This window comes from Patescibacteria group bacterium (assembly GCA_035549555.1).
Classification (GTDB): domain Bacteria; phylum Patescibacteriota; class Microgenomatia; order UBA8517; family UBA8517; genus Co84-156.
On record DASZQR010000010.1, the window covers coordinates 236293 to 262351 of the forward strand.

Consider the following 26059-nt stretch of genomic DNA (forward strand, 5'->3'; position numbering starts at 1 on the left):
TAATTATTATATATGACAAAGAAGATAACTAACTATGAACTTTGGCCAGATATAGTCAGAGTTGTTGCTATTCTTGCGGTTGTTGCAATACATACTTTTAATTCTGTCTATCAGCGCCCTGATTTCTTTGGCGGAATTTCTTGGTGGTTTTCAATTCTAGTTGATTCATTTTCGCGAATCTGTATTCCTCTTTTTATAATGCTAAGTGGCTATTTCATGCTCAAACGTGATGAAAGGTTTAGCCGTTTATTAAAAAGGATTTTTAATCGTCTTTTTGTTCCGCTTGTTTTCTGGACAATTCTTGTTTATGCCCTAAGTACTCCAAACGCTATAAAAGATATTTTACAGCCATCTTTTTATTTAAGATTCTTCTCAGGAAATGTTTATTATTTTTATTTTCTAGTTATTTTAATTGGATTATATTTTATCGTCCCTCTTTTTAGAAATTTTATAAAAACAAATGAAACAAAAACCTTAACTCTTATGTCTGTAAGTTTTCTTACTGTTGGTGTTGTAGAAACAGCAGAAGAATATTTCATAAGAAACTGTGCTGTCGAAAATTCTTTTACAAAGTGGGTTCCATACGCAGGTTTATTTTTATTTGGATATCTGATTGGTACAAATAAAATTAAGTTTAAAAATTTTAAAGCAGCTAATATTGTTTACGTTATTGGTTTATTATTAACCTTGGTTTTAAATTTTTTTTATTTTAAAGCAAACGCTGCAAATCCTTCATCAAACGAATTTTATCAAGGATGTCTATCTCAATATTCAGATTATTATCTGAGTTTTAATGTTGTATTAATGTCAATCCCTGCTTTTTATCTACTTTCTAAATTTAATTATTCATTCATAAAAAACAATTTCGTTAAAAAAATTATTTATCAAATTGCAAGATGCTCGTTTGGAATTTATTTAACTCACCTTTTTATAGTGACAATTTGGGATTATGAGCTTGGATTGACAGTTGATAATATTCATATTCCTTTATGGAGTTATGTGATTGTAAAATGGCTTGTAGTCTTTATTGTTTCTTTTGCCTTTACTTATTTTATAGACAAAATCCCGTACGTTAAAAAATTAATTGGAAGTGAATAAGTTAGTGCCGAAGAGAGGATTTGAACCTCCACTCCCTTACGGGAACACGGCTCTGAACCGTGCGCGTCTGCCATTTCGCCACTTCGGCTTATGTGAGCTTAAGTATATCAAATTTGATATAATATCAATGTCTATTGTAAGCTCCCATAGCTCAATGGATAGAGCAACTCCCTTCTAAGGAGAAGATGACAGTCCGATTCCGTCTGGGAGCACAGGAAAATATATGCGGGAGTGCTGAAATTGGTATACAGGCACGCCTAAGGAGCGTGTGGAGCAATCCATGCAGGTTCAAGTCCTGTCTCCCGCACAAAGGGCGGTTAGCTCAGTTGGTAGAGCGCTCGGTTTACATCCTCGAAGTGTTGTGCTAGTATAGAGATGTAAAGGGGGCTCTTGAAGCTAAAAGCGGCCAAAATAAGCTCGTTTAGCTCAGTTGGTAGAGCATTCGCTTTACATGCGAAGGGTCCAAGGTTCGAGTCCTTGAACGAGCACACTTCGGAGATTAGCTGCTTCAAATATTAATATTAAAAAACACATGAGTATTAGGATTAACGTCTTGTACTCATATGCTAAAAAAAGAATTAGAAGAAAATATAAACAAATATTTTAAGTATAAAGATAGAAGTTGGAAACCAAAAACCCATAAAAATAATCAAGATTGGGCAAAAAACTTGCTAGATTTTATTGAAGATAAACCCTTTAATCGCGATACGGCAGAAGATTATTTCTTGAATTTAAGACAAAAAGGCAAAGCGGAATCATCGCGTCGTCAGGCCGAAACATTTGTCAAAAAGATTGTCAGATGGATGTTCAATGAAGGGATTTTAGAAAAAGACTGGGCAGCAGGAATGGCAAGAACTCCCGTAAATAGAAAACTTCGCATACTTCCCTCTCAAGCTGAGATGCTTAAATTAATAGATAAGGTTACAGAACCAGGACTTTACGACAATCGCCAGCACAGGTTTTCTAAGAAAGAACATCGTGCTTGTCTCAAATTCATTCTCGTTGCCTGCGGTGGCAGAAATTACGAAACACGAAATATCCTATTAAGCGATGTTTCCTTGAGCGGTAGACAAGTGCAAATTCGACAAGGTAAAACAGGCCCGAGAATGGTAAGTATTCCTGAAGTCCCCTGGTTAATTAAAGATCTAGAAGAAAGACTGCAAGGAAAAAATCCAGAAGAACTAGAAATATTAAATGATAAAGGTCATTACAAAGAAGATTATTCTCAACGACTGTTTGTAGTTGGTGAAAAGAGACTAGAAGCTATTATGCGTCAGGCGGGAAAGCTTTGGGGTCACCCATTGCAAGTCCACGATTTACGTAGAATTTTTGCAAGGGATTTAAAAAATAATGGAGCTGAAGATTCAGATATTAAAGATGCAATGGGCCACGCCAATCTTGAAACGACTCTGAAATATTTGGAGTTCAATACTGCAACTCAACAAAGAACCTTAAGACGATATAGCAGTGAGTCTAGAAAATATAGAGACAGGGGTCTAAAAATAAAAGAGATTTACGAGCGAATTAGCGATATTGGAAAAATAATCGCTAGCGAAGATGATGGTAAAAAATTAATAAAATTAACAATTGAAGTGTAAATGCACAACCAACTCAAGCCTATTTTTCTTCTCTTGTTAAATTCCACACAAAAAAAGAAACAAAAGAAACAATAAAACAAATGATACCAAAGGTATCTTCTCTGATCCATGGAGTAAGATGTGTCAATTGCCAACTTAGTGTTTGAGGGTGTACCCATGCATTAATAGCTATATAAATCCAGCCAGTAAAACCAAAGACGAATAAGGTAAAAGAAATTGCTTTTACAATCTTTGTTATTTTATTCATAAGTATCAATTTCTTATTTCAACTAGAAAAACTAAAGTTGTTAAAGATTAACTTAAATCTCCGGAAAGGTCTTTTGAAGACACCCTCTCTATTTACATGTTTGGAGCTGGTAATATACTCTTTATATTGTTTGTCTACAATTGCTATAGCATTTTTCGCTCGAGAGCGATATGTAGGAATTACCTTTATAAGTTTTTCCCTATATATAACGCGTTCTTCGACAAGTTTATCTACCATAGATGATAATTTTGCTAAATTAACATCTTCTATTTTTATCACCCATTTACTTAATCCTAAATCTTTCATAATTCCTCTTGTTTTATGCTCGTATTCAATAGCAATAGCTGGAACATAAGATGTAAGTGAAAAAATAACTGAATGGAATCTCGTTCCGATGACCAAGTCTAACTGCCCATATATGGTTTTTATATCGTAGTGGTTAAGCTTGTCGTTAATTACGTATACATCCTTTTTATTTCTGATATACGAAAAAATTCGATTATGGACAATTCGATCATCGTCTCCGTTATATTCAGCAGTTACTTGTGGAATAAGAATAACAGCCGCTCTATATTTAGTAAAAATATACTCAATAGTTCTGGCAAGAGCCAGTTCATATTTCTCTTGCAGTTCGGATTTAAAATATTTTTTAGCTGTTACACCAATGATAAATTGATATCTTTTTTGATTTAGTACTTTATCTAAATTATAAAAATTTCCTTTACCTTCAAAGGCAAATCCAGAATCTACCGAACGGTATAGTTTTTTAACTCTACCCCTCAATATATTATGAGAAATATTTTCACGAACAATGACTGCTTGAGAGAATGAATTCAATACTTTTGATACAAGATAACTTTCAAATCTATTAGAAAAAGGTCCAACTGACTGAGTATATAAGACATTAGGTTTTCTTAAAACATTTCCTATGATCAAAGGATGTAAAATTAAACAGATATACAGTAAGCTGCCGATCCCTTTATTTTGGCCACGTAAATATCCACCTCCCACTGGAATAATCAAATCTGCCTTTGAGTAATATAAACACAGACGCTGGATTCCTTTAGGTATTGGTATAGAAAATTTGGTGTATCTATAAACCACTGCCCATAAAAACGTGACCATCATAACATATACTGAATACAAAAAAGTTAAATGACGACTTTTAAAACGATTCATCGCGTAAAACATAAACGAACTATAAACATTAATACCATCAAACCTTTCATTTTGTTTCACAACATCAGAGGCAACTATGGAAATTGCAGGATTTCCAAATTTTCGCTTAAGATCATTTATTAATACACTTAGTAACGCAGCATCCCCATTATTATTTTTCGAATAGAAGTGTGTTATTAAGATATTTTTAGGAGAAGCAGCTGGTTGACGAACAATATTTATTCGTAACACCATAAATATAATACCGATAAAAATAGAAATTAACGTTCCCAAGAACCACGCAAAACCCACACCAATAAGCCCGTACACACTTATCAAGAAGTAACTTAACGATAAAATGGAAACAACATATGTAGCAGACATAAATAATAAGGCCTTTAGATTTTTAGTATGTTTAAAGATAAAACCAAGGAAAGAATAGATTGCCACAATAAAACCGGCTAAACACATAATTCGTAAAAGAGTACTAGCTTCTCTAGAATAATTTCCTCCAAAAAGTAATAATAATGCAGGACAAAACAAAACAACAAGAGCTATAACTGGAGTCATGATTCCAGTTATTATTTTTATTCCTCGTGTTGCAATTGACAGAAATAACTCTTCGCTACCGGAAGATTCCGCAAGAAGTACTTGATTTGTTGTATAAGCAATCGTATATAACAGATTTGCAATCGAAAAGGAGACATAATAGTATGCTGCTGAGGTTGCACCAAGAGTATTAACAACGATTAACGGCAACAGAGAAGCAGGTAATAAATTCAACAACTGTGATATATAAGCTACTAATCCGAATCGATAATTTTTCTTTAAGGATTGAATATCAAATTGTAGCGAAGGTTTGTAGTGCAATACACGTATAATCAAAAATACACTTAAAACAACGTTGAAAATTTGACTAAGACCAACAATTGAAAAGATAGTAATAGTTCCTGATGTGTTAAAAAACATCGCAAGTATCAGCTTAAATATCCCTGATAGTAATTCAATTAATAAGATTAACGAAGTATGATGGTGTGAAATGAGTATCGAATTAGTTAAGATATTCCATGACATAAAAATAGTAAAGAGTACGAATAACAAAGGATACCAGTTCCCCTGAAATATGATTTGGAGAGTAGGAGATAGAATCGGCAAAAAAATTAAAAAAATACTTGAAACAATAAATGAAACAATGCCTGTCACAATAACACCATTATTAATTTGTATATTTTTATCTTCAGTTTTTGATAAAAAACGTAAAAAAATTGTATCGAAACCTGCGAGTCCTATTAAAGATAAAATTGTTGCAACCGAAAGCAGCGTTGTTGCAAAACCTACAGATTGTGTAGAATAAGATCTAGCAATAATAGTCCAAAATATAAATCCGAATCCAGCCGTTACTCCTGATGCAACCATTAGACTCAAAGAATTAAACAAAAGTTTGTTTTTTACGATAGACAGACAAAAGGAGCTAACCCTTTGGATATATTTGATGTTAATTATTTTTTTCATAATCCTAAATAAATACGACTTTTACCATTGTTATAAATAAGATTGCGATTTAATGTTATTGAAGTATCTATATATTCAGTAAAATCACCAATCTGAAAGGTTCTAAATATACCCTTAGTTGTATTTGTATAGCCCAAATAAATATATGCTAGTGACATTTGTTGTCTTGTCTCGTTATCAGAATAGAGTAACCCAGTTTTGCGGGGATAATTTATAATTGATAAGTCAGAAATAACATCATGGAAAACTGGTAAACTTTTATCCATATTCTCTGCAAGCCAGTTAGTGCTTAACAGATCACTTTCGTGGGTATAAAAATAATCATAATAGACTCCAGCGTTGTTAAGTGCTAACAAAGGTTTATAGCCACCTGTTAGTTGTGGAACAAAGCCTGAAGAATGTAAAAATAAAACGACAAACAAAACCGCAACTACTATTTGCTTATATCGTCTAAACAGACCAAAAAGAAATTCTGTTGCAAAAATAATAGGCAAAGCAGTCAACACTAATGTTTGTTGGATCAGCCTTATAACGCTATAATCACTAGCCAACCGTGGAAATAATGTAAAAGTTACTAATAAGATAAGACCTGCAAAAATGATTGAAATATAATAACTACCCTCTTTATTTGCTGTTCTTCTCTGTTTAAAGAAATAAATAACAGTTCCAAGTATTATCAAAACTTGATATATCTTTGCTATAGCAGTATGTATACCGTAATTGAAAGATTTTACGTCAATTATTGAAGAAAGCTTTTGTCCTAAATATGTTAATGGCATATCAGATGGAGATGTATATTGGGCTGAAATACTTCGTGTTTTTACAAACTCTTCAAATTGACTCTTTAAATCGGTTACTGATCGTTCAATTAATCCATAACTAAGGAATCTGTCTTCTACAGACCTTTTGTATCTAAAATCATCTATGGTCTGAATAACCGCCGTTTCTAAATTTGATGCCGAAGCTGTGATTTGGGAGTTCCAAAGAAAAGTCAATATAATAGCGCCTACGATAATCCAAAGTCTTAATATTGGTATTTCAAAGGAGTTATTTTTTATAGTCTGTGTTCTTTTTAGCAAATTAAAAATAAACCAAGCACCAAGTAGAATACAAAGCGTAACATAGTTACTGGAATAATGAGAAAACATGATGCCAAGCAAGATGGCTACACTAAGTAACATCTTTGTACCCTTTTTAATCTTAGAGAAAGTAAGCATTACAAGAAGCCCAAAGAATATGAAACCTATCTCTTGCCTATTGAGAAATGGCATGTCATCGAGAAATGTCGGAAAAGTGATGAAAATAAACGCAGCAATTAGTCCATAAATTGAGTTCGTAAATTTTCTTACAAACAAATAAACCGGCATCAATCCGAATGCAAAAATAATCTGAAAGAAGAATTTATAAACATACACAGAAGGTATTGTGGTAATTTTAGCAATTATTGTAGGAAGTATAGTGATACTCAGGCATGCATTATATGGATCGCCCATCGCAACCCTCACATGCCAAAGGTTATCTTGGTAAGTATGTTGAAATACTGAAAATTCATGTTGAATATCATGTCCTGTTATATACCAGCCACGCAATGAAGTACTAAACAAAATCGCCAAAGCCATTGTAAAAATTGCATACGGATACAAAGATTGCAAGTTCTTACGTGCGACAAGGATTATAAAGACGATTGGTATTAATGCAAAAAGAATCATTGTAAGAGTGTTTGAACCACCATTATTTAAAGTCGTAGCTCCGCCTGCTGCCAAGAAAGGCAAAAACGTTAATAAGCCAGCGATTACCAATTGTTCCTTAGATGCTTTTATTTGTAGTTTTGGTATCTTGATTTTTTTCTTACGATTGACCCACAACAGCGATATTACAAATAAATTCAGCATAAGAAAAATATTAAGACTCGTAAGCGGTTGCGAAAGACCAAATATATTTAATGTATTAAGACACAATCCTCCGAGCATTATAGAAAGTAGACTTATGCCCATAGAGAAACTACCAATTTCCCATTTGGACTTTAGTTCATGCTTTAATAGATTCAAAAATAAATATCCAGGAGCAAACAGAAAAAAGGAAAGCGTAATAATTGATCCAACTATTCCTCCAATTAAATAAGAAATATTAGCTACAACCAATAAAGGCAATATAATTTGCCAAATCATCAGTTCTTTTGATCTCTTTAGCCACAGCTTTTTAATTTTAAATAGTGTTTTCATATAATTTTTCAAACTGGTTGGATATAACATTCCACGAATACTTATGAGCCGTTTGATAAGCAGACATACTCATGTTTGTATATAATCTTCTACTATTGCTTAAACTTTTAATTGCATTCTTAAGTGCAAGCGGATCTCCTAATGGAACGAGTTTCCCATTTTGTCCATCTATAATCACATCGTGGTTTCCAGATACATCTGTTACCACAGAAGGCAGACCCATTGCCATCGCTTCTAGTAGTGCAAGCGGCATCCCTTCACGCTCGGAAGGCAATATAAAAATGTCGGAAGATTTGTAATATCTAATTAAATTTGTCCCGTCCTTACGTCCGACAAAAGATATCCTCTTTAGTTTCAACTCTTTTGCCAATTTTTTAAGATCATGCTTTAACGCTCCATCCCCGACAATGATAGTCTCAAAATGATCAGAGATCCCATCAAGCCCGTATAAAAACTGAGGCAAATTTTTCTGTACGTCAAGCCTACCTACAAAAAGCAATCGAGGTTTTTTATGTTGTTTCCTAGGTTTATCAAAATAGAACTTATCTTCTACTCCATTAGGGATTACTTTAATTTTTGATTTATCGACACCATATTCTTTGAATACAGAGTTTTTTTGTTCTTGAGTAAACACAACTATATAACTTGCTCCCGTCAATACACGTTTTAATATATAAGGCTTATAAAGTTTCAAAAGCCACCCTGCGCGTGTCGTAGCCTCTATATTTAGATGTAAATGAACAATATATTTAAAGCCCTTTATTTTAGAAGCTAACCACACTATTTCTGGCATATAAGCAGAAATTATATGTAGGTGAACTATGTCATTTGGCTTAATTGCAAGTATCTTGGTTAGTAATCCTGGCATTATCTTAGTACTTGCAAATTTAAAACTCCTCAGTCGAGTAACCTGCACTACATCTTTTTCGAGTCTTTGTTTTCTATCTGGTTGCGAAGTTATCACAGATACATTCAAACCCTTATCTTTTTGAACTCGTGCTAGAAGCTGTACAACTTTTTCCAGCCCACCTAGATTAGGGGGATAAGATGGAGTAACATGCACGATTTTACCTACTTCGACACTTTTACTATTTTTCATATCTCTAACAATCTTTATGATCCTTTTGGCCTCTGTATCCCAGTTATATGTCTTTAAAACATGTGAGCTTATGTTTTTAAAATCCTTTATATCGCGCGAATCTTGTAGAGCTAGTCGTAGAGTATTTTCAAGAGATTTTCCGCCTTTTCTGTCAGAGAATAAAAAGATGTTAGGAAACCGTAGTGCCTTTACCTCATATAAATCAGTAGAAACAACTCTCTTCCCTAATGCAGAATATTCGAGAACTTTAATAGGATGTGCAGCATCTCTCCACTTGTTTTTATCAGAAATATTCAATCCGATACTGTGCGTATTTATTCTTCTGAATAGTTGTTCGCGATTACCAACAAAACCTAGGTAGTGGATATAACTTTCAGCTTTATTCTCTTTAATAAACTCCAACATATCATTAACCTGATTACCTTTTCCCACAAGAGTAAGACTGAGTTCAGGAAATTCTTGGTGTAGTTTTACGGTTGTTTTCAGTGTCTCTATCGCACGACTCCATGGGCCGAAGCCTGTTACGTAAATCATTGAAAAATTATTTTTGGAATATGTTGATTTATCTTTTAATACTTTTCTAATGATTTTATTATCAACACCATTTGGCGATTTATAGACATTCTTATTAAATCTTTTTGCATATTTACGAAGTGCTTCCGAAACAGCAGTAACAGCCAAAGCATTTTTGCTCTGTCTCTCCATAACACCACTAACGTTAAGAAGTTTGAAGGCAAATTTATAAACAAGCGATCCGTAAACATCAGCAGGGGCAGCATAGTCATCAGCCAAATCATATATAAAAGGAAGATCACAAGGGACTTCTGTTTCATTTGTGTAACCTTCAGTAAATATAAAATCCGCCTCTAATTTCTTGTAAAGATTTGTTATTTGATATTTAAAAAGAAAACCGTTTATTAAAGGCCAAAAATAAGGAAGCCGGATTGCTTTATGAACAGTAAACTCTTCATATCTAGACTTATTCGGTATTAAAGATGTAAAGCAATGTCTTAACAATCCTTTGGCATTCATTCCGTAGGGCAAAGCCCACATCATATAGTGGACCTCGTGCCCGTGCTCAACAAAGCTTTTCGCAATGCAATAATGCCTACCAGACATTGTAGGCATGTTGGGAATAACAATTATCTTCATGCCAAGACCTCCTCGTATTCAAATCTTTTTGCTGTCATATAAATTTTTTCCAGCTTATTTATAATGTTTTCCCACTGGTAAACACGTGCAAAAGATTCATATTTAACCTTCTCTTCCTTATTGGCCGATCTTCTAAATATGATACTTATTTTTTCAGCAAGAACGTTTGGATCAAGATCACACGTAATACCGTTTTGATTATTCATAATAAGAGATTTCGAAGCATTATCTTTATGATTTATTGTTATTACTGGTATCCCACAGGCATTTGCTTCGATAACTACTATCCCAAATCCTTCTCGCGTAGATGGAAGCACAAATACTCTTGATGATTTAATAAGTGAATACACCTTAGAGTGATTTTCGATAAAACCTGAAAACAGTACGTTCTGTTTAAGCTTAAGATCGCTAACTAATTTTTCTAATCTTTTTTTCTCTGGCCCATCACCAATTATTAGACATTTTATCCGAGGAAATTGCCTCTTTAAATTAAATACTGATTTAATTAAAACATCTACGTTTTTATGGCTAAGAAGTCTACCTGCAAAAACAACGTCAAATTTTTTAGAAGACATTCTGATTGCCTTTATATACTCAAAATCTATTCCAACGGGTATCGTATAAATCTTCTTATTCGATTTAAGTCTACCCTTTAGTTTTGTGGTTGTAAGATTTGAAACTGAAATTATTTCATCTGGAAGCAAAACACTAAATCTTTCAATAAATGCAGAAACCAAACCTTTAATACCCATGTACTTCATCCAATAGTTACTACCCCATACCTCGTGCCATGTAGCATACATCTTCTTACTCTTAAGAACGCATATGAATTTCACAGAGAATAATGGGAAAAACGGCATGTGGTCCACGTCCACAATATCCCAGTCTTCGTTTATTAGTTTTAAGCATGCCAAACCAAACATCACGCCCTGTTTAATAGATCTTCGATTACCAGAATAAAGAGAATAATAAGGTGAAATTGCATGCAGAGTGACTCCTTTTTCAGTTCTTACATTTTTTCCTCTCCACCACTTCATTGTATATATATGAACATCGTGACCCTTTTGTGAGAGTCGAGTCGAAATGTCAAAGAGTCTTTTTTCTTTTCCACCTTTGTTGTAAGGATAAATTGAGTCTGATACAAATGCGATTTTCTTCATATTGCTTGTTCAATATCTATTTCAATCTTTTGCTTTTCAGGTTGAGTTGGCTTCCAGGTAAAATTTCTAAGAAACATTTTTGAGATTCTAAAACCGTCCGCGAATGAACTGATCTTAGATTCCCCTTCACGGACATCGTAAGTAATAGGAACAGAATAAACAGAGTGGCCCATCTTAACCATTTTTGTAATCATCTCCATCTCGATAGCGAAACCGTCAGAATTTAAATGTATTTTTAAATCATCAAGCGCTTCCTTTCGCCAGGCAAAGAAACCGCTTAAAACATCTGTAACATTAGCACGATAAAAATGCCTAACCATAAAAGCATATCCCCAATTGACGATTCTATTGCTAAACTTAAAGGCACCTTTGTTTATTTTTCCTAATAGCCTTGAGCCGACCACAACATCGCAAAATCCACTGTCAAGCGGCTCAACGAGCCGGGGAATTTCATAACCCTTATATGTATCGTCCCCATCGAGCATGATGATGTAGTCTGTGTCAAGGTTTATATAAGAAAAACCAAGCTTCATCGCGTTACCTTTTCCTTTTTTGGGTTCAAATAAAACAGTCGCACCCAGCTTCTTTGCCACGCTAGATGTTTTATCCGTAGAATTGTTATCAATCACAACAACCTCAGTCTTGAAACCTAATCTGCGAAGTTTCTCGACAGGGATACCTCTAATTACCTTTTGAACACCTTTTTCTTCGTTGTAGCATGGTATCAATACGGTAATTTTTTTCATTGAGCACCTTTCATTTGGAAATAAATATATTGATTTTCTCCGGTTAATCGAACGTATACCTTGGCATTTCTGATTAAAGTTGCTAATTGATAGGAGACAGAAATTGTCGTGCTAGAATTTTGTTTTACATACGCTTCACCCTGCATAATCTGCGTATCTCTACCATTTTCTTCTATATAGACTGTATATGGATAAATATGATCTGAATATTTTAAATTTTGTACACCGAATGAAAAATTTATGGGTTGGCCTTGTAAAACTCTTAAAGGTAATTCGCTCGTAAAATACAGTCCTGTTGATTGAAGGTTCTCTTTCTGTTCTTGAGGAATGCTGGTTTTTGTGTTTGTGGGTGTTGTCCAAAACGATATTTTCTGGTCTTTATTAACAAGATTTACTATTACGTCTGCCTTCTGTCCAATAAAACTATAGCCAGGTACGAAAGATTCGCTAATAGTTTTATAGTCTCCTTGTTTTAAGATAAATTCTCCTTTATCAATCATTTGCTGTTGCTTAGCATCAGAGCTTTGTACATAAACTTCGTATGGGTATGTCATTTCCCTATCCTCCAAATTGTGGACAGTAAACTCAAAACTGTTAATGGAAAGTGATGTATGATTTTCGAAATAAAGTTCTGTAAACCTCTCTGGCTGATGAGTTGTAGCCATTACTAGGGCATTCTTTATTGCAGGAACGGAATTAATAACCCTTACAAACCCAACAAGAAGAATTATGAGGGCGATAAATGTATTTTCGATAATTAATGCTTTCCTATAATTTATATTCATAATTTTTTAATAGAATGACTAAACTGTTTTGTTAGCGTTTACAAACTTTTCCAAATCTACTCTTTTTATTCGGTAGTTTCGACCAAGTTTGATAGCAGTTATTTTTCTCTGTCTAATGTATTTGTAAATGGTTAGAAGATTAAGCTGTAACTCACGTGCAACGTCAGAGGGTGTCAAAAATGGCTTAATAATACTCATAGTAATTTATTATGAGGCAGAGTTTAGTATATTTATTTATATCTGTCAATATTCTGATCAATTCTTCTGTTTTTAATAGAATCTCGTTATATAGTAGTTACTTTAGGTTTAATTTTGTGGAGGCGATATAATACATTAATGAGTCAGACTACAGAACAAGTCAATTTCAATCGTAATCGTTTGGGTCGCGGGGGTTTCAAAGATCACCCGGAGCACAGAAATCCAGGCGGAAGACCCAAAAATTTAGAGTCATTCAAGTATTGGCTTGATTATTTTAAGACTCTAACAGTATCTGAATTTTTAAGCTGGCAAAAAAATACACCAACAAATAAAAGAACTGTTGCTGGTGATTTAGCATTTGCGATGATCCTTAAGGCCAGACACGATTTAGCAAGTTTCAGGGCTGTTGCAGACATTACAGAAGGTAAACCACGACAGCTAATCGAAAATGCAAAGGAAGCGATCTCAAAAGTACAAGTTGAAATAGTGGAAAATAGCAAAAATAAGGTACAGGCGTAGACTAAGTACAAATTAAAATTAAAATGGGTATAAACAAAACAAGTTTGTTGCCAGATATTTTGTTAGGTAATCTTCTATCAATATATCTAAAAATATCTGCTTTTGAAAAAGATGAATATCTTGCACAAGTAACTGGCAAGTCGTTATCAGGAAAATACTTTGAAGATATGGAAAAAAGTAATGTATTTAGTAATATGTTTTCACTTACTAAAAATACGGATTCTTATACGATTTCTGTCAACTCATTGCAATATAAAGATCTTGAAAAGTTTATTAAAAATTATCAACTGTTATATTCGCACAAAGAGCTATCGGGACAAGCGATATATTCTAAACCAGAAGTATATGCAAATAAGATAATAGACCAAATAAATAATCCAAACTTCATCACAGAAAATGGCAAAAACAATATAACAATTTTCAAAAACGAAACTCCCAACTATTGTCACAGTTTAATGTATTTGTGCTTCCAAAAGAAGATAAGAATAAGAAAAATCATCTTTTGGAATAACACCATTGAAGTCTGTTTGGATAACCGAACTGAACCAGCAAAAAATCTAACAAATAGAAAATTAACAAAGAAAATAGCAAAGCAACTCGTCAGAGAAATTATAAAAAAGCACAAAAAAGCTAAACTAATGAAATCTTTTTTAGAAGAATTAACAGATTTACAACCACATTTAAGGAAAAGTGTTCAAAACAGAATAGACAGCACTCTGAACAAGAAAAAACCAATTAATATTAAGAGCCTTAAACTAAAAACTAACAAACTTTTAGCCACAGCGGGTTTATATATCAAAACAATAAAAGGCAAAACTACAGAATCAACACAATTTCAATTGCAAAAACTTACCCTGGACGAATAAATAAACAAACTTGATACTATAAAAGTAACCCCTTTTTGTAAATACAATAAAAAGAGTAAATTTAAGCCTAAAAAAGTAGTTATACCGATTTTAAAAAGTTATTTTAAATACACGATGATATTCATATTAAAAGATATGAATAAAGATCCAGATGAGTATTTTTTCACAAGTGATTTGAGTCTTTGTAGCACATTATCTCTTTTTGCCCCAATTGAATTTATTGATAGAACTAATCCCCAAAAAATCGAATTTGCTTTCAAAAAAAATGAAGAATTGGACAAACTAATCAATCAATATTGGAGAAAAGAGCTTCGTATAGAACCAATCGCGCATTTTAATCAATTGAAAATGCTCAAATCAAGACTATATGAGGAGGGTACAAAATGAGCGCATTTGAACACTACAAAAAAGAGTTTATTAAACATGATAATTTATCTCAAGAATATCTCTCTAAAGCATATTTCTCCAAAAATACGTTTACTAGGGCAGCTTTATTAATCTGGACTGACAGAGAAACTGTTGAATCAATTAAAGCTTTAATAATGGCAAATGAAGCATCCGGCACAACTGAGAATAACAAATACTGGCAAGGAAAAATAAACAAGATATTTTCTAAATACCCAACACAAAAGGAGGTACTTTTTTATGAATCTTGAAGAAAATAATATTCCAACTAAATCAGACCCTATGACGGAAAACGATAACACGCTGTCAAATTTAGTTGGAAAAACATCGAATTATTCCGAATGGAAAGATGTGATCAAAATTAACTTCCCAGAACTAGTTTTGCCTGCAGAAGTATGTCTTAGTATGTTTGGTCAGCTTTTAATAGAAGACATTGTCAATCCATGTGCAATTGTTTTAGTCGATGTCCCAAGTGCTGGGAAAACAATTATTCTAAATATGTTCACAGGAACTGATTACACCTATGCGACAGATAATTTTACCCCATCCTCGTTCGTGTCTCAGGCAGCAAATGTCAAAAAAGAAAAACTCGCCGAAGTTGATTTACTTCCAAGAATTAAAGATAAAGTATTAATAATTCGTGATATGGCTCCCCTGTTCGGGCAAAGAGACGACGATCTACTTCGAAATATGGGTGTTTTAACGCGTGTAATGGACGGTGAAGGTTTACAAATTGACGCAGGAGTACATGGAAGTAGAGGTTATTCTGGTAGCTACAATTTCATGCTTCTAGCTGCCTCAACTCCTATTTCTCCAAGGATTTTCAAATTAATGGGTAACTTAGGGTCTAGGCTATTTTTCTTGAATGTTCTAAGTACAACGAAAACCGAAGTAGAGCTTGCTGAACAACTAATCAAGTCTTCGTGGAAAGAAAAACAAAAGATGTGTACTAGTGCTAGCCAAAGCTATATTGAAACACTTTTTAAAACATTCCCTAATGGAATAACTTGGAACAAACAAAATGATTCTATGGAAATAATTAAAATAATTTCTCGAGCTGCATCGATTTTGGCAAAGCTCAGAGGTAGTATTAATGTGTGGAAAGATAGTTCACTGGACGGGACAGACTATTCATACCAAGAACCTGTAATTGAGAAACCAGACAGAATAAATCAAATACTGTATAACCTAGCTCGTGGCCATGCTTTAGTTTGTGATAGAACCCAAATAAGCAGCGAAGATGTCAAAATCGTATTAAATGTGGCATTTGATTCAGCTCCCAGTTCACGAACAAAAATATTCAGATTTCTTATATTAAACAATGGGGCAGCAACGACTACAGAGATTGTTACACGCTTAAATTGTTCTTCTACCACAGCAGATAAAGAAATGGAAAAATTAAAAATTCTTGGAATCGTTGATATGACTACTGATTGCGATGATTTTCCTGGAAGACCGTCAAAAATGATTAGATTCAAAAAAGAATTTGAATGGTTTTACTCAAATGAATGCCTAAATCTAATCGAAATTAAAAACACAAACGACAAGCAAGTTGCGATAGAAAAGCAAGAAACTTTGGCAAGTCCCGAAGAAAAAATATTTAATGAGTTTTTATGAACACAGAAGGAGGTGATAACAATGAATCAAAAACAGGTTAAACAAACAAAAATAAAAACAGAGCAAAGGTACGAGATGATCGATTTACTAATAATGGATTGTATCGAAGAATGGGTATTTGCTAGATGTTACTATGACCTAAAAGAATTAATGTGCATGGGTTTTAAGGGGTATGATAACTATACAGATAAAGAGCTTGAGGAAGAAATCGAAGATAAATTCGATCCTGAAAGGATTCAGGAGTTAAGAGAAGCCCTAAAAGCTGAAGACAAACGAGACGAAGAAATACAGGAATCAATAGATGAGTTTTGGATGCAAGATAGTAAAAAGTAAAAAAACAAAAAAATAGATTATATCTTTTATAATTTAATTCTAATTTCTTCAAAATTTATCACATCGCTACCCTTCTCTCTAATGCGTTGGGCAAGCGGACCATCTGCTGTAATAACTAAACATCTCTTTTTCTCAGCAAGCATAGAAATTGACACGTCAGTAAAACCTAACGTAGGTAATAAATTATGTATAACCATGTCATTTTTCTCTTTATAAATTTCCTTTGTGTCTCTTATTTTCTCTATAAACAGTTGAATAAAGATTAAGAATTGTTCTTTACTAAGTTTTTTTGATAAGTCAAGAAAATTTGAAATTTCAGCAAGAATTTGTGGGGTGACCACAAGTTTTGGAAATAGTTTCACAAGCCATGCCAAAAGAAAATAGTCGTCCTTTGTAAACTTTCTTATTCGTTTAACTTGCTCAATATAATTAGGGTCGTAATAACCTACAAGCAATAACAAAAGAACATTAGTGTCTAATAAAACACCCACATTTCTATATCTACTAATTAAATATTTAGAATATTCAGATAAATCTGTAAGGGAGAAGTTCTTCAATTTGGCCTAATCTTCATTGAGATTACAATACCCGTCATAGCGTTGATTTCAAACGTTTTATAATCCAAACGAGCACCCCCATAAAGAGCAAAAGGATCAGAGGGGTTTGCGATAGAGAGGGTAATTTTCCAGACGCTTTCATCTTCTGAGAGCTCTGTTTCAGAAACTCGTAGGATACTAGTATTGTCGTTAGTAACTCCTCTATAGTGCTTTACTGCTAATTCGGCTGCTTCTTGTGCAGTAATTTTCTTTTGCTCAGTCTTTTTAGTATCACTAGAATCTGACATGGTGCATTATGATATATTGTGAGTTAGTTTTTGTCAAACTAACAAAACCACTCTCATTTACTTTAGATTGCCATAGATCTCAATGTCAAGATTGAATATCACTTACCAAAGAAGGAAATAATTGCATCTATTATTCTAGTAATATTTTGTTTAAACAATCGTTTTATACCAATATATGGTTGTGCTAAACTAAACCCAGTTGATGGGATTAAACCTAAAATTTGTGCGATGAAGCATTTCGCTTACATCCTCAAGGTCATAGGTTCGAGCCCTGTACCGCCCACTAATGCAGAATAATTATCAACCCAATTTAATGTATTATTTGAATTTAATTGCCCGAAAAATTCAAAATGCGTTATTTACTACTCCAGAACTAGGATTTGTCTTTTTAATTGTAGTTGGAATAATTATTTTATTTATCTTCGCAAAACTTTTCATTCATCTCCCTTAATGGTAAAATTGCTTCATGCCGAGATAAGCATAGCTTGTCTCGTCAAATCAGAATTTGCCGAGATAGCCAAGGTGGTCACGGCGGGCGCCTGAAGAGCGTCAGATGTAGGTCCGACTCCTACTCTCGGCACAATTTTACTTATTGCGAGTATTACGGGTATAAGCCATTTGGTTAGAAATGTCTTGTGACCCGCTCGAAGACTCGCGGGTATAGCATAATGGTAGTGCATCTGGTTGCCAATCAGAGTACGCGGGTTCGATTCCCGCTACCCGCTCCAAATGAAAAATTTCCAATCAAAATATTTTTTCATTTCACTGTTTTTCAGTATTTTATTTTTTTTATCTATTTTTACTTATAATTTTGAAGAAAACATTCATAATTTCAACTTTTCCCTTTATGGATTATTAAGTAGTATTTTTGTTGCATCCCCTATTGCAGGTTTTATTTTCCTTCTCATCGGCATTAAAAATAATCTAAAAAAGAATCTAAAGAGGAAAGAAATTATTATTGTTGTATTAACTTTTGTTTTATTAATTATTCCAATATTAGCACTTCTGCTTTTAATTTTATTAGCTGCAATGGGTTTTGGGCCACCTTCTTAAATAAATCTTATTTTCATTCCATCAACCACTTTTATAGTCAGACTTACTTCCTGTCCTTCAAATTTTGCAGCTTTTCCATAAATCTTTGCAGCAGTCTTTCCTTCTAAAAATTTATCCCCAATACTTTCCCCAAGCTCCTGTAAAGTTATTCCATTTTTTACTATTTTTATTTCGTCAAATTCTTCATTTGCTTTGTTAAATAAAAAAACATTTATAAAGTTTAATTTTTCCCAGACTTTTTGTCTCATTTCTTCAATTCCGGTATTTTTATCAGCAGAAATTCTAAGTATTCTTGTATCTATTTTTTCATTTTCTTTTTTATCCAAAGTATCACTTTTATTAACTACATAAATTGCTGGAATATAAACTCTATTTTTAGAAAATGCATCAATCAAGCGTTCCATTGTTAATTTTTCGTTAACTGTTATTTCTCCATTTTTGATTCCAAATTCCGTCGCAACTTCTTTAACAGTTTCTTTATCCAAATCCTGTTTTAGATTTGTATGTACATAAAGCCCGCCATTAGTTTTCTTTTCAATTTTTATTTGTGGTTTGATTTTGTTTATCCTTATTCCCGCTTGCTCTAATTCTTTCACAAGTTTTTTGAAAAAATCTAATCTATCTGGGTCAGTCATGAAAACAATTAAATCGCAGTTTCTCGCTACTGCCAAAACTTCTTTCCCTCTTCCTTTTCCTTCCTGTGCTCCTTCAATTAATCCTGGGACATCAAGAATTTGTATTTTTGCATTTTTATAATCCATCATTCCAGGGATGACAGTTAAAGTTGTAAAGGCATAAGCTGCAACTTTGCTTTCAGCATTTGTGAGTAAATTAAGAAGCGTGGATTTTCCAGCAGACGGCGGCCCAACAAGTACAACAGTTGCATCTCCTTGTTTTTTTACAGCATATCCTCCCCCGCCTCCGCCTTTTGCTCCGCTTGGAGATTCCAATTTTTCCTCCAAAATCGCAAGCTTTGCCCGAAGCCGGCCAATATGATGATCAGTTCCTTTGTGATGTGGCAAATCGCGAAGTTCTTTTTCAACTCGCTTGATCTGCATTTTGACTACATCTTCTTTAGCCATTCCCATACGTGAATTATACAGAATTTGATATAATTATGCCTAAGCACCTGTAGCTCAACGGATAGAGTACTTGTCTTCGGAACAAGTGATGAGGGTTCGATTCCCCCCAGGTGCACATGGTAGAGATAAAAATTGAACCAATTACTCAAAAGGCGCTACCTGATTATCTACTGTGGTTTAATGATGAAGAAGTTAGAAAATATCTTTACTCAACAACTCCAAGAACCGAAGCAGAAATTAGTCTGTGGCTTGATAGTTTACAAAATAATTCATTTTATTATTGTTCAATCTTCCACAAAGGAAGGAATATTGGTCATGTTGGTTTAAGAGATTTTGATAACGACCACCACTCTGTCGAAATTAGTTATGTGATAGGGGCTAAAGAATTATGGAATAAAGGAATTGCTACAGAAGCTGTTCATCAAATTATAAAAACAGCTAAAGACAAATTTAAAGTTACACAAATCACAGCTTCAGGGGTAACGAACCCTGCAAGCTGGCGTGTACTTGAGAAATGTGGATTTCAAAGATTTGAAAATAACTTTCTTCTAGATTAAAATATCAACAATGGAATTTGGAAAAGAAATAGACGAATTTGGTTTATTAACAGATAAATTTACAAAAAAAAGAGAGCGTGTTCTTTTAGAAATAGAACATCTATCTTATTTGATTGAAAATACAACTGTAAGGCATGCAAAACAACAAAGACGTGAACAAAAACTTAAAAGACTTTTATCTTGTACTGCTTATAAAGATTCAGTTCTTGTCCGTGTTTCTAGAGCCCTTACTCGCTGATTCCCCTTCTTGACATACCTCATCCTTTAGTAATATTTTAATTATGTAAGTGAAATATATCTTCGTCAGTGGTGGCGTGGTGTCAGGCCTTGGAAAAGGCATTGTCGCAGCCTCTTTAAGTTTTCTTCTGAAATCTCGCGGCTTCAAAGTAACACCTGTAAAAATAGATATGTATTTAAATGTGGACGCTGGGACAATTCGCCCACAAGAGCACGGCGAAGTTTTTGTAACCCATGATGGAATAGAAACAGATGAAGATTTGGGCCATTACGAAAGATTTCTTCATGAAAATTTAAATCGCAGCAATTACATCACAACTGGTCAAATTTACAAAGAAGTCATAGAACGCGAGCGTGCCTTTGGTTATGACGGTGAGGATGTCGAGGCAATCCCTCATGTAACCGATGAAATAATAAGGCGTATTAAATTAGCTGGCGAAAATCATAAAGCAGACATTACGTTAATTGAATTAGGCGGGACAGTCGGCGAATACCAAAACGGAATTTTCTATGAAGCTTCGCGTATTTTGAAATTAAAAAATCCACATGATGTTATCCATGTTCATGTTACCTACATTCCTTATTTAGCAAATATCGGTGAGCTAAAAAGTAAGCCAGCGCAAACGTCAGTCCACATTTTAAACGGTATGGGAATTCAGCCAGATATAATAATTGCAAGAAGCGAAAACAAAATTGACCAGCGCCGCCTCGACCGCCTGGCATTGTTTTGTAACATTGAGCCCACTCAGATTTTTTCTTCGCCAAATCTGAATACAATTTACCAAGTCCCTCTTCTTTTTCATCAACAAAATCACCATTTAGCATCGACTTGCATTACTTTACTGGGGCTTAAAAACAAAAAACATAAAGATTTAAAGAATTGGCAGACAATGACAAAAAGAGCACTTAAAGTCTGGCCCAAAAAAGTAAAAATTGCGGTTGTGGGTAAATATTTTGCTACAGGTGATTATAAATTAGTAGATTCATATGTTTCAGTAGTTGAATCAATTCGCCACGCTTCATGGTTTCTCGGAGTTACACCGGAACTAACCTGGATAGATAGTGAAGAAATAGAAAAGAAGGGTGACAAAATTTTAAAAGATTTTGAAGGAATCATCGTTCCCCAAGGCTGGGGAAGCCGTGGGACGCAAGGGAAAATTGATGCTGCAAAGTTTGCAAGGGAAAATAAAATTCCTTACTTAGGACTATGCTTTGGTATGCAAATGGCAACGATAGAATTTGCAAGAAACGTTCTTAAATATAACGATGCGAACACAACAGAGGCAAATCCAAAAACATTGCACCCGGTAATTCACGTAATGAAAGATCAACAGGCATATTTAGACAAACACCAATATGGTGGCACTATTCGCCTTGGGGCATGGCCATGTGTTTTAAAGGAAAAAACAATACTTTCAAAACTATATAAAAACTATGACGACAATCCAATTTCGCCATGGACGTTTGACCGGGAAGGTAAAAAAGCAAAAAGGGTTATTTATGAAAGACATCGCCACAGATATGAATTTAATAATGAATATAAAACTGATTTTGAAAAAGCTGGCTTTATAATTTCTGGCACTTCTCCAGACGGGAAATTGGTAGAGGCAATCGAATTAAAAGACCACCCCTTTTTTGTCGGTACCCAATATCATCCTGAATATATTAGCCGTCCTCTCACTCCCCACCCAGTCTTCATTGGATTTTTAAAAGCTATTACGAAGTAATGTAATCATTGTACGTCTTTGATCAAGATTTGACGATTCATATCTTATTAATGTTTGAACAACATATGGAGGTATTAAGTAAGTGCGATGAGAATCTTGAATTATTACTTTCAGAAATTTATCTTTCCAGTCAGGATACAATAAACCTAAGTGTTTATAGGTTGCTGGTTTTGACATACATATTTTCTCGGGCAAATCAACAGAAAGTACATAACCTCTTTCTATGTATAATGGCAAATCCTCATTATTTATAATCTTTAAATATCCCCTTACTCGGTATAAAAATTCTTCATATCTAATTTTACTTTCCTCATCCATTTCTGGTTTATCAGGCAATTCAAGATTGAGTTCACGACGAACCATACCAAAAGTTCTCTGTGTGACACGAAGATCATTTATCACTCGTTCAACTTGCACGATTCTTTCAGATACTACTGGCATTTTGCGTTATTTTATCAGAATGTTAAAATATAGCTATTCGCCGAGGTGGTGGAATGGCAGACACACGGGCCTTAAGAGCCCGCGAATGCATAATTCGTGAGGGTTCGAGTCCCTCTCTCGGCACTAGAGGAGACGCTAGGTTCCCTAAAGTCAATAATAGCTTGATATATCGAGCTAAATTTTATTTTGTTTAGCTCAAACCCCTCTTTATAACCTAGCCTTAAAATTTGTAACGAAAAGACAAGACTTGAACCACCTTGTTTACAAAAAATCGAGTGAAAGTTACTGGAGCTTACAGGATCCGCCACTTCTCATTTGCCTTTGAAAATGTCTGTCATACGTTAAACCTCGAAGTGCATAAGAGGCTTTTGCATATGGATCTAAACGGGCTTCGTTCTCCTCAAGCAGTTTTTCAAAATCACCTTCGGACAACTTTGCTAGTTGATCGACTATGTATTTATTAAAATCAATTTGTTCTTGAGATGGATGGTACGATAAAAAGGATTCGTATCGGGTTTGCGCAAGTAATAGAAATAATTCTGGATGATCCTTTTCGGCTTTATCAACTGCTTGGAGGCCATAAAACTTTGTTAGGTCTTCAACCCAATTTTCAACGTACTGAGGATATCTTCGAGAATAATCAGTGAAGGTCCTAAATAATTCTTCAGGTTTCCCCGCAGCAACTTGAACAAGATGGTATGAAGCTTGCTGTCTAGTGCCAAAACCTTCAATAGCATTATGCTTTCTTAGAAGGTCATGGATTTGAGCAGTAAGTTCACTCATTTCTGGATCATATGCCGGAGTTTGATAATCTGGCGTTTTAAGGGTTAGTAATAACCGTTGACAAACATCATCGATATCATCAGAGGGAAATACAGTAGTCCATGGAATGTCAGTCGCACCTGTATCAAGATTTTTATGCACAGCACATGCTACTTCTATTTTTGTTTTTGGATCTACGCCTGCAAATATAGCTTCTGCTTCTTGTCCAATAGGAGTTAACCAGTCATTATTGGCCCATCGAGGATCAGAACCTAATATCCTCCAAACACTTTCAGCTTGTTCTTTAGATCTATCTGACATATTAATGTGTCTAATTGTATCAATGGTGTACATAATAATCAATTGTCCATAGATTGATAGGTTTCCATTAGCCTGGTAAAATGCGAAAGAAGAGGAAGAAATGGTTCAAAATAAGAATCGTCTTCCGCACTACACAATTTCTTCAATTTTTAATCTTGCAAGCAAATAAGACAAAAGTGATTCTGCTCCCTGATTATGATTAACTCCTGAAGGAGTAATGGCATCAAACGAGCTGCCATCGGTGTAGTCATACATGCTATACCCGAGCATATTATTTCCCAAAAACCAACTGAAACATTGAAAGGCAAGATGTGAATATTTAGGGTCTTTTAAACATCTCCAAGCTGTTGTAAGGGCAAGCACCATGCTGGCGGGGTCTTCTGGCTGCTGGTCAAAATGGGCTCTAGCCTTTCTTTTTTTAAACCATCCGTTTTGCCCAATTGGAAAATACAGATCATTTATAAAAGTATGCTTAATCAAAAACCCAAGCGCTTTCTCGCCCACTTCCAGAAACTCTCGATTATCAAGCAAACATCCGGCAAGCAATAAACTTTCAGGAATTATTGCATTAGAATATGTCAATTCGTGCTCAAACCAATGCCAATGTTCGCTTGTTTTATCATAAAAAGCATTGACCATGTGTTCTGCATGTTTTTTAATAATTTCTGTAAACGGATGATTTTTATTTCCGTTTACAATATTACATAATGCTTTTATCGTAAACGCCCGGCTCCTTAAATGTGTCACATCAATTGCCTTTAAGCTTATTTTTTTCCAAATTTTATTTGCATCGCGCCTGATGTTTGCTGGAATTTTTTCGTTAGTAATTACTTCGCTAAGGGCCCACAAAGTCCTTGCATAAGTATCTTGCAAATCCTCCAGATTATTTTGTTCTGTCGCCATATGTTCTGGATAATCAATATAATTTAAAAGTTTATCGCCTTCTATACAGTGCTCAATAAATTTAATATATTTTGCTAATTCTTTGGTAACAATTCTTTTTTGTCCTTTTTTGATTAATAAACTGCAGGCAACAGCAGCTCTTGCATTATCATCAAGCGTATATCCAAACTCGCTGTCCGCTTCTTTTCCTTTTGCAAACTGAAACATTCCAAAATCATCTGTCATATCAATCAAATGTTTTAAATTAATTTCCGGAATAATACTGACATCTAAATTTTTTAAATATTCAAGGGCAACATTGCTCCAAACCATATTACGAGTGGCGTTATAAGCCCTTCGATGAATTGTGTAAAGTTTCTTTTTTTGGGAAAGAAGTTTAATTATTGCATCAGCATAAGCTTGTGGATTTTTCATTGGAACAATTTCTCCCAGATCTTTGTGTAAATATTCTTTAGCCTGAGCAAAATCAGTGCTAACAACTGCCCTTCCTGTCCCGAGTGCATATGAAAAAGTACCACTTACAGCTTGGTTTGGAGCTAATGAAGTCGAAATGTAAATATCAGTCGCTTTAAGAAAAGTTAACAAATCATCGACAGAAAAATATTTGTCATAAAACTTTACGTGTTTTTTTAAATGAAGTTTATCCACGAGTTCATAAAGTTCGTTTCTATAACTTTCTCCTTCCTGAAGTCTAACAACTGGATGTGTTTCACCTAAAATAAGATAAACTACATCAGGAAATTGTTTAACTACTTTCGGCATAGCTTTAATCACATATTCAATTCCTTTACTTCTGCTAAGTAATCCAAAGGTTGTAAGTAAAGTTTTGTTTGTATACATTAACTTATTTTTAAAATGCCCTGGAGCTGAAAAACTTACAGGATGAATTCCGTGAGGAATAATAACAACTTTTCCAATCGCATTTTGGTAAATCGATTCAATAATTTGCCTTGAAGTTTCAGTTAAAACTACAATTCTAGTTGCATGATCTATTAATTCGCTTGTTACGTTCTGCATTTTATAAGGAGGGTCAGGAATTACAGTATGAAATGTAATTGAAATTGGCTTTTTGCATTTAGAGGTAAAAGCTAGAAGATTATCTCCAAATTCTCCGCCGTAAATTCCATATTCGTGTTGAATAACTACTGCGCTAACCGAATCATCATTGTTTATTGTTTCTGCAAATTCACTAAAATCTTCCTTTTGAGTTTGAATAAGTTGCCAGTAAACTTCCTTTGGATATTCATATGCATCTGATTCTGAAAGATTTAAAGCAGCAATTTTGCATTCGACGGTAGGACCTGTAAGTTTTTCAATAGAATGCACAAGGTCCTGAGTAAATGTAGCTATCCCGCACTTCCTTGGTGGGTAGGTCGATAAAAACACTAAAGTTGGTTTTTTTGTCATAAAAACGTAT

25 protein-coding genes and 8 tRNA genes are annotated in these 26059 nt (G+C 34.2%); 19 read left to right on the plus strand and 14 right to left on the minus strand.

Features of this window, described 5'->3' with window-relative positions; genetic code table 11:
• Nucleotides 1-12 precede the first annotated feature (12 nt).
• Entirely contained in the window at nt 13-1098 is a 1086-nt protein-coding gene (locus tag VG895_02035) for an acyltransferase family protein (protein HWA51815.1), read from the plus strand.
• A gap of 5 nt (nt 1099-1103) precedes the next feature.
• On the opposite strand, the gene VG895_02040 is transcribed toward VG895_02035, so the two are convergent.
• Nucleotides 1104-1186, minus strand: a tRNA-Leu gene (locus VG895_02040).
• Nucleotides 1187-1238: 52 nt separating this feature from the next.
• On the opposite strand from VG895_02040, the gene VG895_02045 reads away from it, so the two are divergent.
• From VG895_02045 to VG895_02060, 4 genes are all read left to right on the plus strand, one after another.
• A tRNA-Arg gene (locus VG895_02045) sits at nt 1239-1310 on the plus strand.
• A 13-nt stretch (nt 1311-1323) separates the two neighbouring features.
• Nucleotides 1324-1405, plus strand: a tRNA-Leu gene (locus tag VG895_02050).
• Between the two features lie 108 nt (nt 1406-1513).
• Nucleotides 1514-1586: transfer RNA gene (locus VG895_02055), tRNA-Val, on the plus strand.
• Nucleotides 1587-1661: 75 nt separating this feature from the next.
• Nucleotides 1662-2696 (plus strand): site-specific integrase, encoded by a 1035-nt coding sequence (locus tag VG895_02060; GenBank protein HWA51816.1) that lies wholly within the window; start codon nt 1662-1664, stop codon nt 2694-2696.
• A 19-nt stretch (nt 2697-2715) separates the two neighbouring features.
• Here the strand turns inward: VG895_02060 and VG895_02065 are convergent, their stop codons facing one another.
• From VG895_02065 to VG895_02095, 7 genes are all read right to left on the minus strand, one after another.
• Nucleotides 2716-2943, minus strand: a complete 228-nt coding sequence (locus VG895_02065; GenBank protein HWA51817.1) for a hypothetical protein — start codon at nt 2941-2943, stop codon at nt 2716-2718.
• Nucleotides 2944-2961: 18 nt separating this feature from the next.
• Nucleotides 2962-5613: a polysaccharide pyruvyl transferase family protein gene (locus tag VG895_02070; protein ID HWA51818.1), complete on the minus strand. Its 2652-nt coding sequence runs from the start codon at nt 5611-5613 to the stop codon at nt 2962-2964.
• A complete protein-coding gene (locus tag VG895_02075) occupies nt 5610-7835 on the minus strand; it encodes a DUF2206 domain-containing protein (GenBank protein HWA51819.1) in 2226 nt (741 codons plus the stop codon). Before VG895_02075 ends, VG895_02070 begins: the two co-directional genes overlap by 4 nt.
• Nucleotides 7819-9987 (minus strand): glycosyltransferase, encoded by a 2169-nt coding sequence (locus VG895_02080; protein HWA51820.1) that lies wholly within the window; start codon nt 9985-9987, stop codon nt 7819-7821. Before VG895_02080 ends, VG895_02075 begins: the two co-directional genes overlap by 17 nt.
• Nucleotides 9988-10082: 95 nt before the next feature.
• Nucleotides 10083-11246: a glycosyltransferase family 4 protein gene (locus VG895_02085; GenBank protein ID HWA51821.1), complete on the minus strand. Its 1164-nt coding sequence runs from the start codon at nt 11244-11246 to the stop codon at nt 10083-10085.
• Entirely contained in the window at nt 11243-11992 is a 750-nt protein-coding gene (locus VG895_02090) for a glycosyltransferase family 2 protein (GenBank protein HWA51822.1), read from the minus strand. The genes VG895_02085 and VG895_02090 overlap by 4 nt, the downstream gene beginning before the upstream one ends.
• Nucleotides 11989-12777: a hypothetical protein gene (locus VG895_02095; GenBank protein ID HWA51823.1), complete on the minus strand. Its 789-nt coding sequence runs from the start codon at nt 12775-12777 to the stop codon at nt 11989-11991. The genes VG895_02090 and VG895_02095 overlap by 4 nt, the downstream gene beginning before the upstream one ends.
• A 336-nt stretch (nt 12778-13113) precedes the next feature.
• Between VG895_02095 and VG895_02100 the strand changes: the two genes are divergently transcribed.
• From VG895_02100 to VG895_02125, 6 genes are all read left to right on the plus strand, one after another.
• On the plus strand, nt 13114-13494 hold the full coding sequence (locus tag VG895_02100) for a hypothetical protein (protein HWA51824.1): 381 nt from the start codon (nt 13114-13116) through the stop codon (nt 13492-13494).
• A gap of 23 nt (nt 13495-13517) precedes the next feature.
• On the plus strand, nt 13518-14360 hold the full coding sequence (locus VG895_02105) for a hypothetical protein (protein ID HWA51825.1): 843 nt from the start codon (nt 13518-13520) through the stop codon (nt 14358-14360).
• A gap of 135 nt (nt 14361-14495) precedes the next feature.
• Nucleotides 14496-14747: a DUF5659 domain-containing protein gene (locus VG895_02110; protein ID HWA51826.1), complete on the plus strand. Its 252-nt coding sequence runs from the start codon at nt 14496-14498 to the stop codon at nt 14745-14747.
• The gene (locus VG895_02115; protein HWA51827.1) at nt 14744-15016 is read left to right on the plus strand and encodes a hypothetical protein; all 273 of its coding nucleotides are present in this window, start codon (nt 14744-14746) and stop codon (nt 15014-15016) included. Before VG895_02110 ends, VG895_02115 begins: the two co-directional genes overlap by 4 nt.
• Nucleotides 15006-16382, plus strand: coding sequence for a hypothetical protein (locus tag VG895_02120; protein ID HWA51828.1), 1377 nt, complete (start codon nt 15006-15008; stop codon nt 16380-16382). The genes VG895_02115 and VG895_02120 overlap by 11 nt, the downstream gene beginning before the upstream one ends.
• 21 nt (nt 16383-16403) lie before the next feature.
• Nucleotides 16404-16715 carry a hypothetical protein gene (locus VG895_02125; protein HWA51829.1) on the plus strand — a complete coding sequence of 104 codons (312 nt, stop codon included), beginning with the start codon at nt 16404-16406 and terminating at the stop codon, nt 16713-16715.
• A 26-nt stretch (nt 16716-16741) separates the two neighbouring features.
• Here VG895_02125 and VG895_02130 read toward each other — a convergent pair whose 3' ends face one another.
• Both VG895_02130 and VG895_02135 read right to left on the minus strand, forming a co-directional pair.
• A complete protein-coding gene (locus VG895_02130) occupies nt 16742-17272 on the minus strand; it encodes a hypothetical protein (protein HWA51830.1) in 531 nt (176 codons plus the stop codon).
• On the minus strand, nt 17269-17559 hold the full coding sequence (locus VG895_02135) for a hypothetical protein (protein HWA51831.1): 291 nt from the start codon (nt 17557-17559) through the stop codon (nt 17269-17271). The genes VG895_02130 and VG895_02135 overlap by 4 nt, the downstream gene beginning before the upstream one ends.
• Before the next feature lie 507 nt (nt 17560-18066).
• Here VG895_02135 and VG895_02140 point away from each other — a divergent pair.
• The 3 genes from VG895_02140 to VG895_02150 all read left to right on the plus strand — a co-directional run bounded on the left by VG895_02140 (nt 18067) and on the right by VG895_02150 (nt 18612).
• A tRNA-Phe gene (locus VG895_02140) sits at nt 18067-18139 on the plus strand.
• Between the two features lie 74 nt (nt 18140-18213).
• Nucleotides 18214-18287: transfer RNA gene (locus tag VG895_02145), tRNA-Gly, on the plus strand.
• A 1-nt stretch (nt 18288) separates the two neighbouring features.
• Nucleotides 18289-18612 carry a hypothetical protein gene (locus VG895_02150; GenBank protein HWA51832.1) on the plus strand — a complete coding sequence of 108 codons (324 nt, stop codon included), beginning with the start codon at nt 18289-18291 and terminating at the stop codon, nt 18610-18612.
• Here the strand turns inward: VG895_02150 and VG895_02155 are convergent.
• Complete coding sequence (locus tag VG895_02155; GenBank protein ID HWA51833.1) at nt 18609-19694, minus strand: GTPase; 1086 nt, start codon at nt 19692-19694, stop codon at nt 18609-18611. The genes VG895_02150 and VG895_02155 overlap by 4 nt on opposite strands.
• 43 nt (nt 19695-19737) lie before the next feature.
• Here VG895_02155 and VG895_02160 point away from each other — a divergent pair.
• The 4 genes from VG895_02160 to VG895_02175 all read left to right on the plus strand — a co-directional run bounded on the left by VG895_02160 (nt 19738) and on the right by VG895_02175 (nt 22215).
• Nucleotides 19738-19809: transfer RNA gene (locus tag VG895_02160), tRNA-Arg, on the plus strand.
• 1 nt (nt 19810) lies between these two features.
• Entirely contained in the window at nt 19811-20251 is a 441-nt protein-coding gene (locus tag VG895_02165) for a GNAT family N-acetyltransferase (protein HWA51834.1), read from the plus strand.
• Between the two features lie 10 nt (nt 20252-20261).
• Complete coding sequence (locus VG895_02170; GenBank protein ID HWA51835.1) at nt 20262-20489, plus strand: hypothetical protein; 228 nt, start codon at nt 20262-20264, stop codon at nt 20487-20489.
• A gap of 49 nt (nt 20490-20538) precedes the next feature.
• Entirely contained in the window at nt 20539-22215 is a 1677-nt protein-coding gene (locus VG895_02175; GenBank protein HWA51836.1) for a CTP synthase, read from the plus strand.
• On the opposite strand, the gene VG895_02180 is transcribed toward VG895_02175, so the two are convergent.
• Nucleotides 22195-22656 carry a hypothetical protein gene (locus tag VG895_02180; protein ID HWA51837.1) on the minus strand — a complete coding sequence of 154 codons (462 nt, stop codon included), beginning with the start codon at nt 22654-22656 and terminating at the stop codon, nt 22195-22197. The genes VG895_02175 and VG895_02180 overlap by 21 nt on opposite strands.
• A 39-nt stretch (nt 22657-22695) precedes the next feature.
• Here VG895_02180 and VG895_02185 point away from each other — a divergent pair.
• A tRNA-Leu gene (locus VG895_02185) sits at nt 22696-22779 on the plus strand.
• Between the two features lie 159 nt (nt 22780-22938).
• On the opposite strand, the gene VG895_02190 is transcribed toward VG895_02185, so the two are convergent.
• Together VG895_02190 and VG895_02195 are read right to left on the minus strand one after the other, a co-directional pair.
• Complete coding sequence (locus VG895_02190; protein HWA51838.1) at nt 22939-23739, minus strand: hypothetical protein; 801 nt, start codon at nt 23737-23739, stop codon at nt 22939-22941.
• Between the two features lie 129 nt (nt 23740-23868).
• Nucleotides 23869-26049 carry a glycosyltransferase gene (locus VG895_02195; protein HWA51839.1) on the minus strand — a complete coding sequence of 727 codons (2181 nt, stop codon included), beginning with the start codon at nt 26047-26049 and terminating at the stop codon, nt 23869-23871.
• Between the last annotated feature and the right edge of the window lie 10 nt (nt 26050-26059).

Bases quoted from the DNA above. Each gene is read 5' to 3' on its own strand.
- VG895_02035 (HWA51815.1), top strand. From the start codon at position 13: ATGACAAAGAAGATAACTAACTATGAACTTTGGCCAGATATAGTCAGA.
- VG895_02060 (HWA51816.1), top strand. From the start codon at position 1,662: ATGCTAAAAAAAGAATTAGAAGAAAATATAAACAAATATTTTAAGTAT.
- VG895_02065 (HWA51817.1), bottom strand. From the start codon at position 2,943: ATGAATAAAATAACAAAGATTGTAAAAGCAATTTCTTTTACCTTATTC.
- VG895_02070 (HWA51818.1), bottom strand. From the start codon at position 5,613: ATGAAAAAAATAATTAACATCAAATATATCCAAAGGGTTAGCTCCTTT.
- VG895_02075 (HWA51819.1), bottom strand. From the start codon at position 7,835: ATGAAAACACTATTTAAAATTAAAAAGCTGTGGCTAAAGAGATCAAAA.
- VG895_02080 (HWA51820.1), bottom strand. From the start codon at position 9,987: ATGTGGGCTTTGCCCTACGGAATGAATGCCAAAGGATTGTTAAGACAT.
- VG895_02085 (HWA51821.1), bottom strand. From the start codon at position 11,246: ATGAAGAAAATCGCATTTGTATCAGACTCAATTTATCCTTACAACAAA.
- VG895_02090 (HWA51822.1), bottom strand. From the start codon at position 11,992: ATGAAAAAAATTACCGTATTGATACCATGCTACAACGAAGAAAAAGGT.
- VG895_02095 (HWA51823.1), bottom strand. From the start codon at position 12,777: ATGAATATAAATTATAGGAAAGCATTAATTATCGAAAATACATTTATC.
- VG895_02100 (HWA51824.1), top strand. From the start codon at position 13,114: ATGAGTCAGACTACAGAACAAGTCAATTTCAATCGTAATCGTTTGGGT.
- VG895_02105 (HWA51825.1), top strand. From the start codon at position 13,518: ATGGGTATAAACAAAACAAGTTTGTTGCCAGATATTTTGTTAGGTAAT.
- VG895_02110 (HWA51826.1), top strand. From the start codon at position 14,496: ATGAATAAAGATCCAGATGAGTATTTTTTCACAAGTGATTTGAGTCTT.
- VG895_02115 (HWA51827.1), top strand. From the start codon at position 14,744: ATGAGCGCATTTGAACACTACAAAAAAGAGTTTATTAAACATGATAAT.
- VG895_02120 (HWA51828.1), top strand. From the start codon at position 15,006: ATGAATCTTGAAGAAAATAATATTCCAACTAAATCAGACCCTATGACG.
- VG895_02125 (HWA51829.1), top strand. From the start codon at position 16,404: ATGAATCAAAAACAGGTTAAACAAACAAAAATAAAAACAGAGCAAAGG.
- VG895_02135 (HWA51831.1), bottom strand. From the start codon at position 17,559: ATGTCAGATTCTAGTGATACTAAAAAGACTGAGCAAAAGAAAATTACT.
- VG895_02150 (HWA51832.1), top strand. From the start codon at position 18,289: ATGAAAAATTTCCAATCAAAATATTTTTTCATTTCACTGTTTTTCAGT.
- VG895_02155 (HWA51833.1), bottom strand. From the start codon at position 19,694: ATGGCTAAAGAAGATGTAGTCAAAATGCAGATCAAGCGAGTTGAAAAA.
- VG895_02165 (HWA51834.1), top strand. From the start codon at position 19,811: ATGGTAGAGATAAAAATTGAACCAATTACTCAAAAGGCGCTACCTGAT.
- VG895_02170 (HWA51835.1), top strand. From the start codon at position 20,262: ATGGAATTTGGAAAAGAAATAGACGAATTTGGTTTATTAACAGATAAA.
- VG895_02180 (HWA51837.1), bottom strand. From the start codon at position 22,656: ATGCCAGTAGTATCTGAAAGAATCGTGCAAGTTGAACGAGTGATAAAT.
- VG895_02190 (HWA51838.1), bottom strand. From the start codon at position 23,739: ATGTCAGATAGATCTAAAGAACAAGCTGAAAGTGTTTGGAGGATATTA.
- VG895_02195 (HWA51839.1), bottom strand. From the start codon at position 26,049: ATGACAAAAAAACCAACTTTAGTGTTTTTATCGACCTACCCACCAAGG.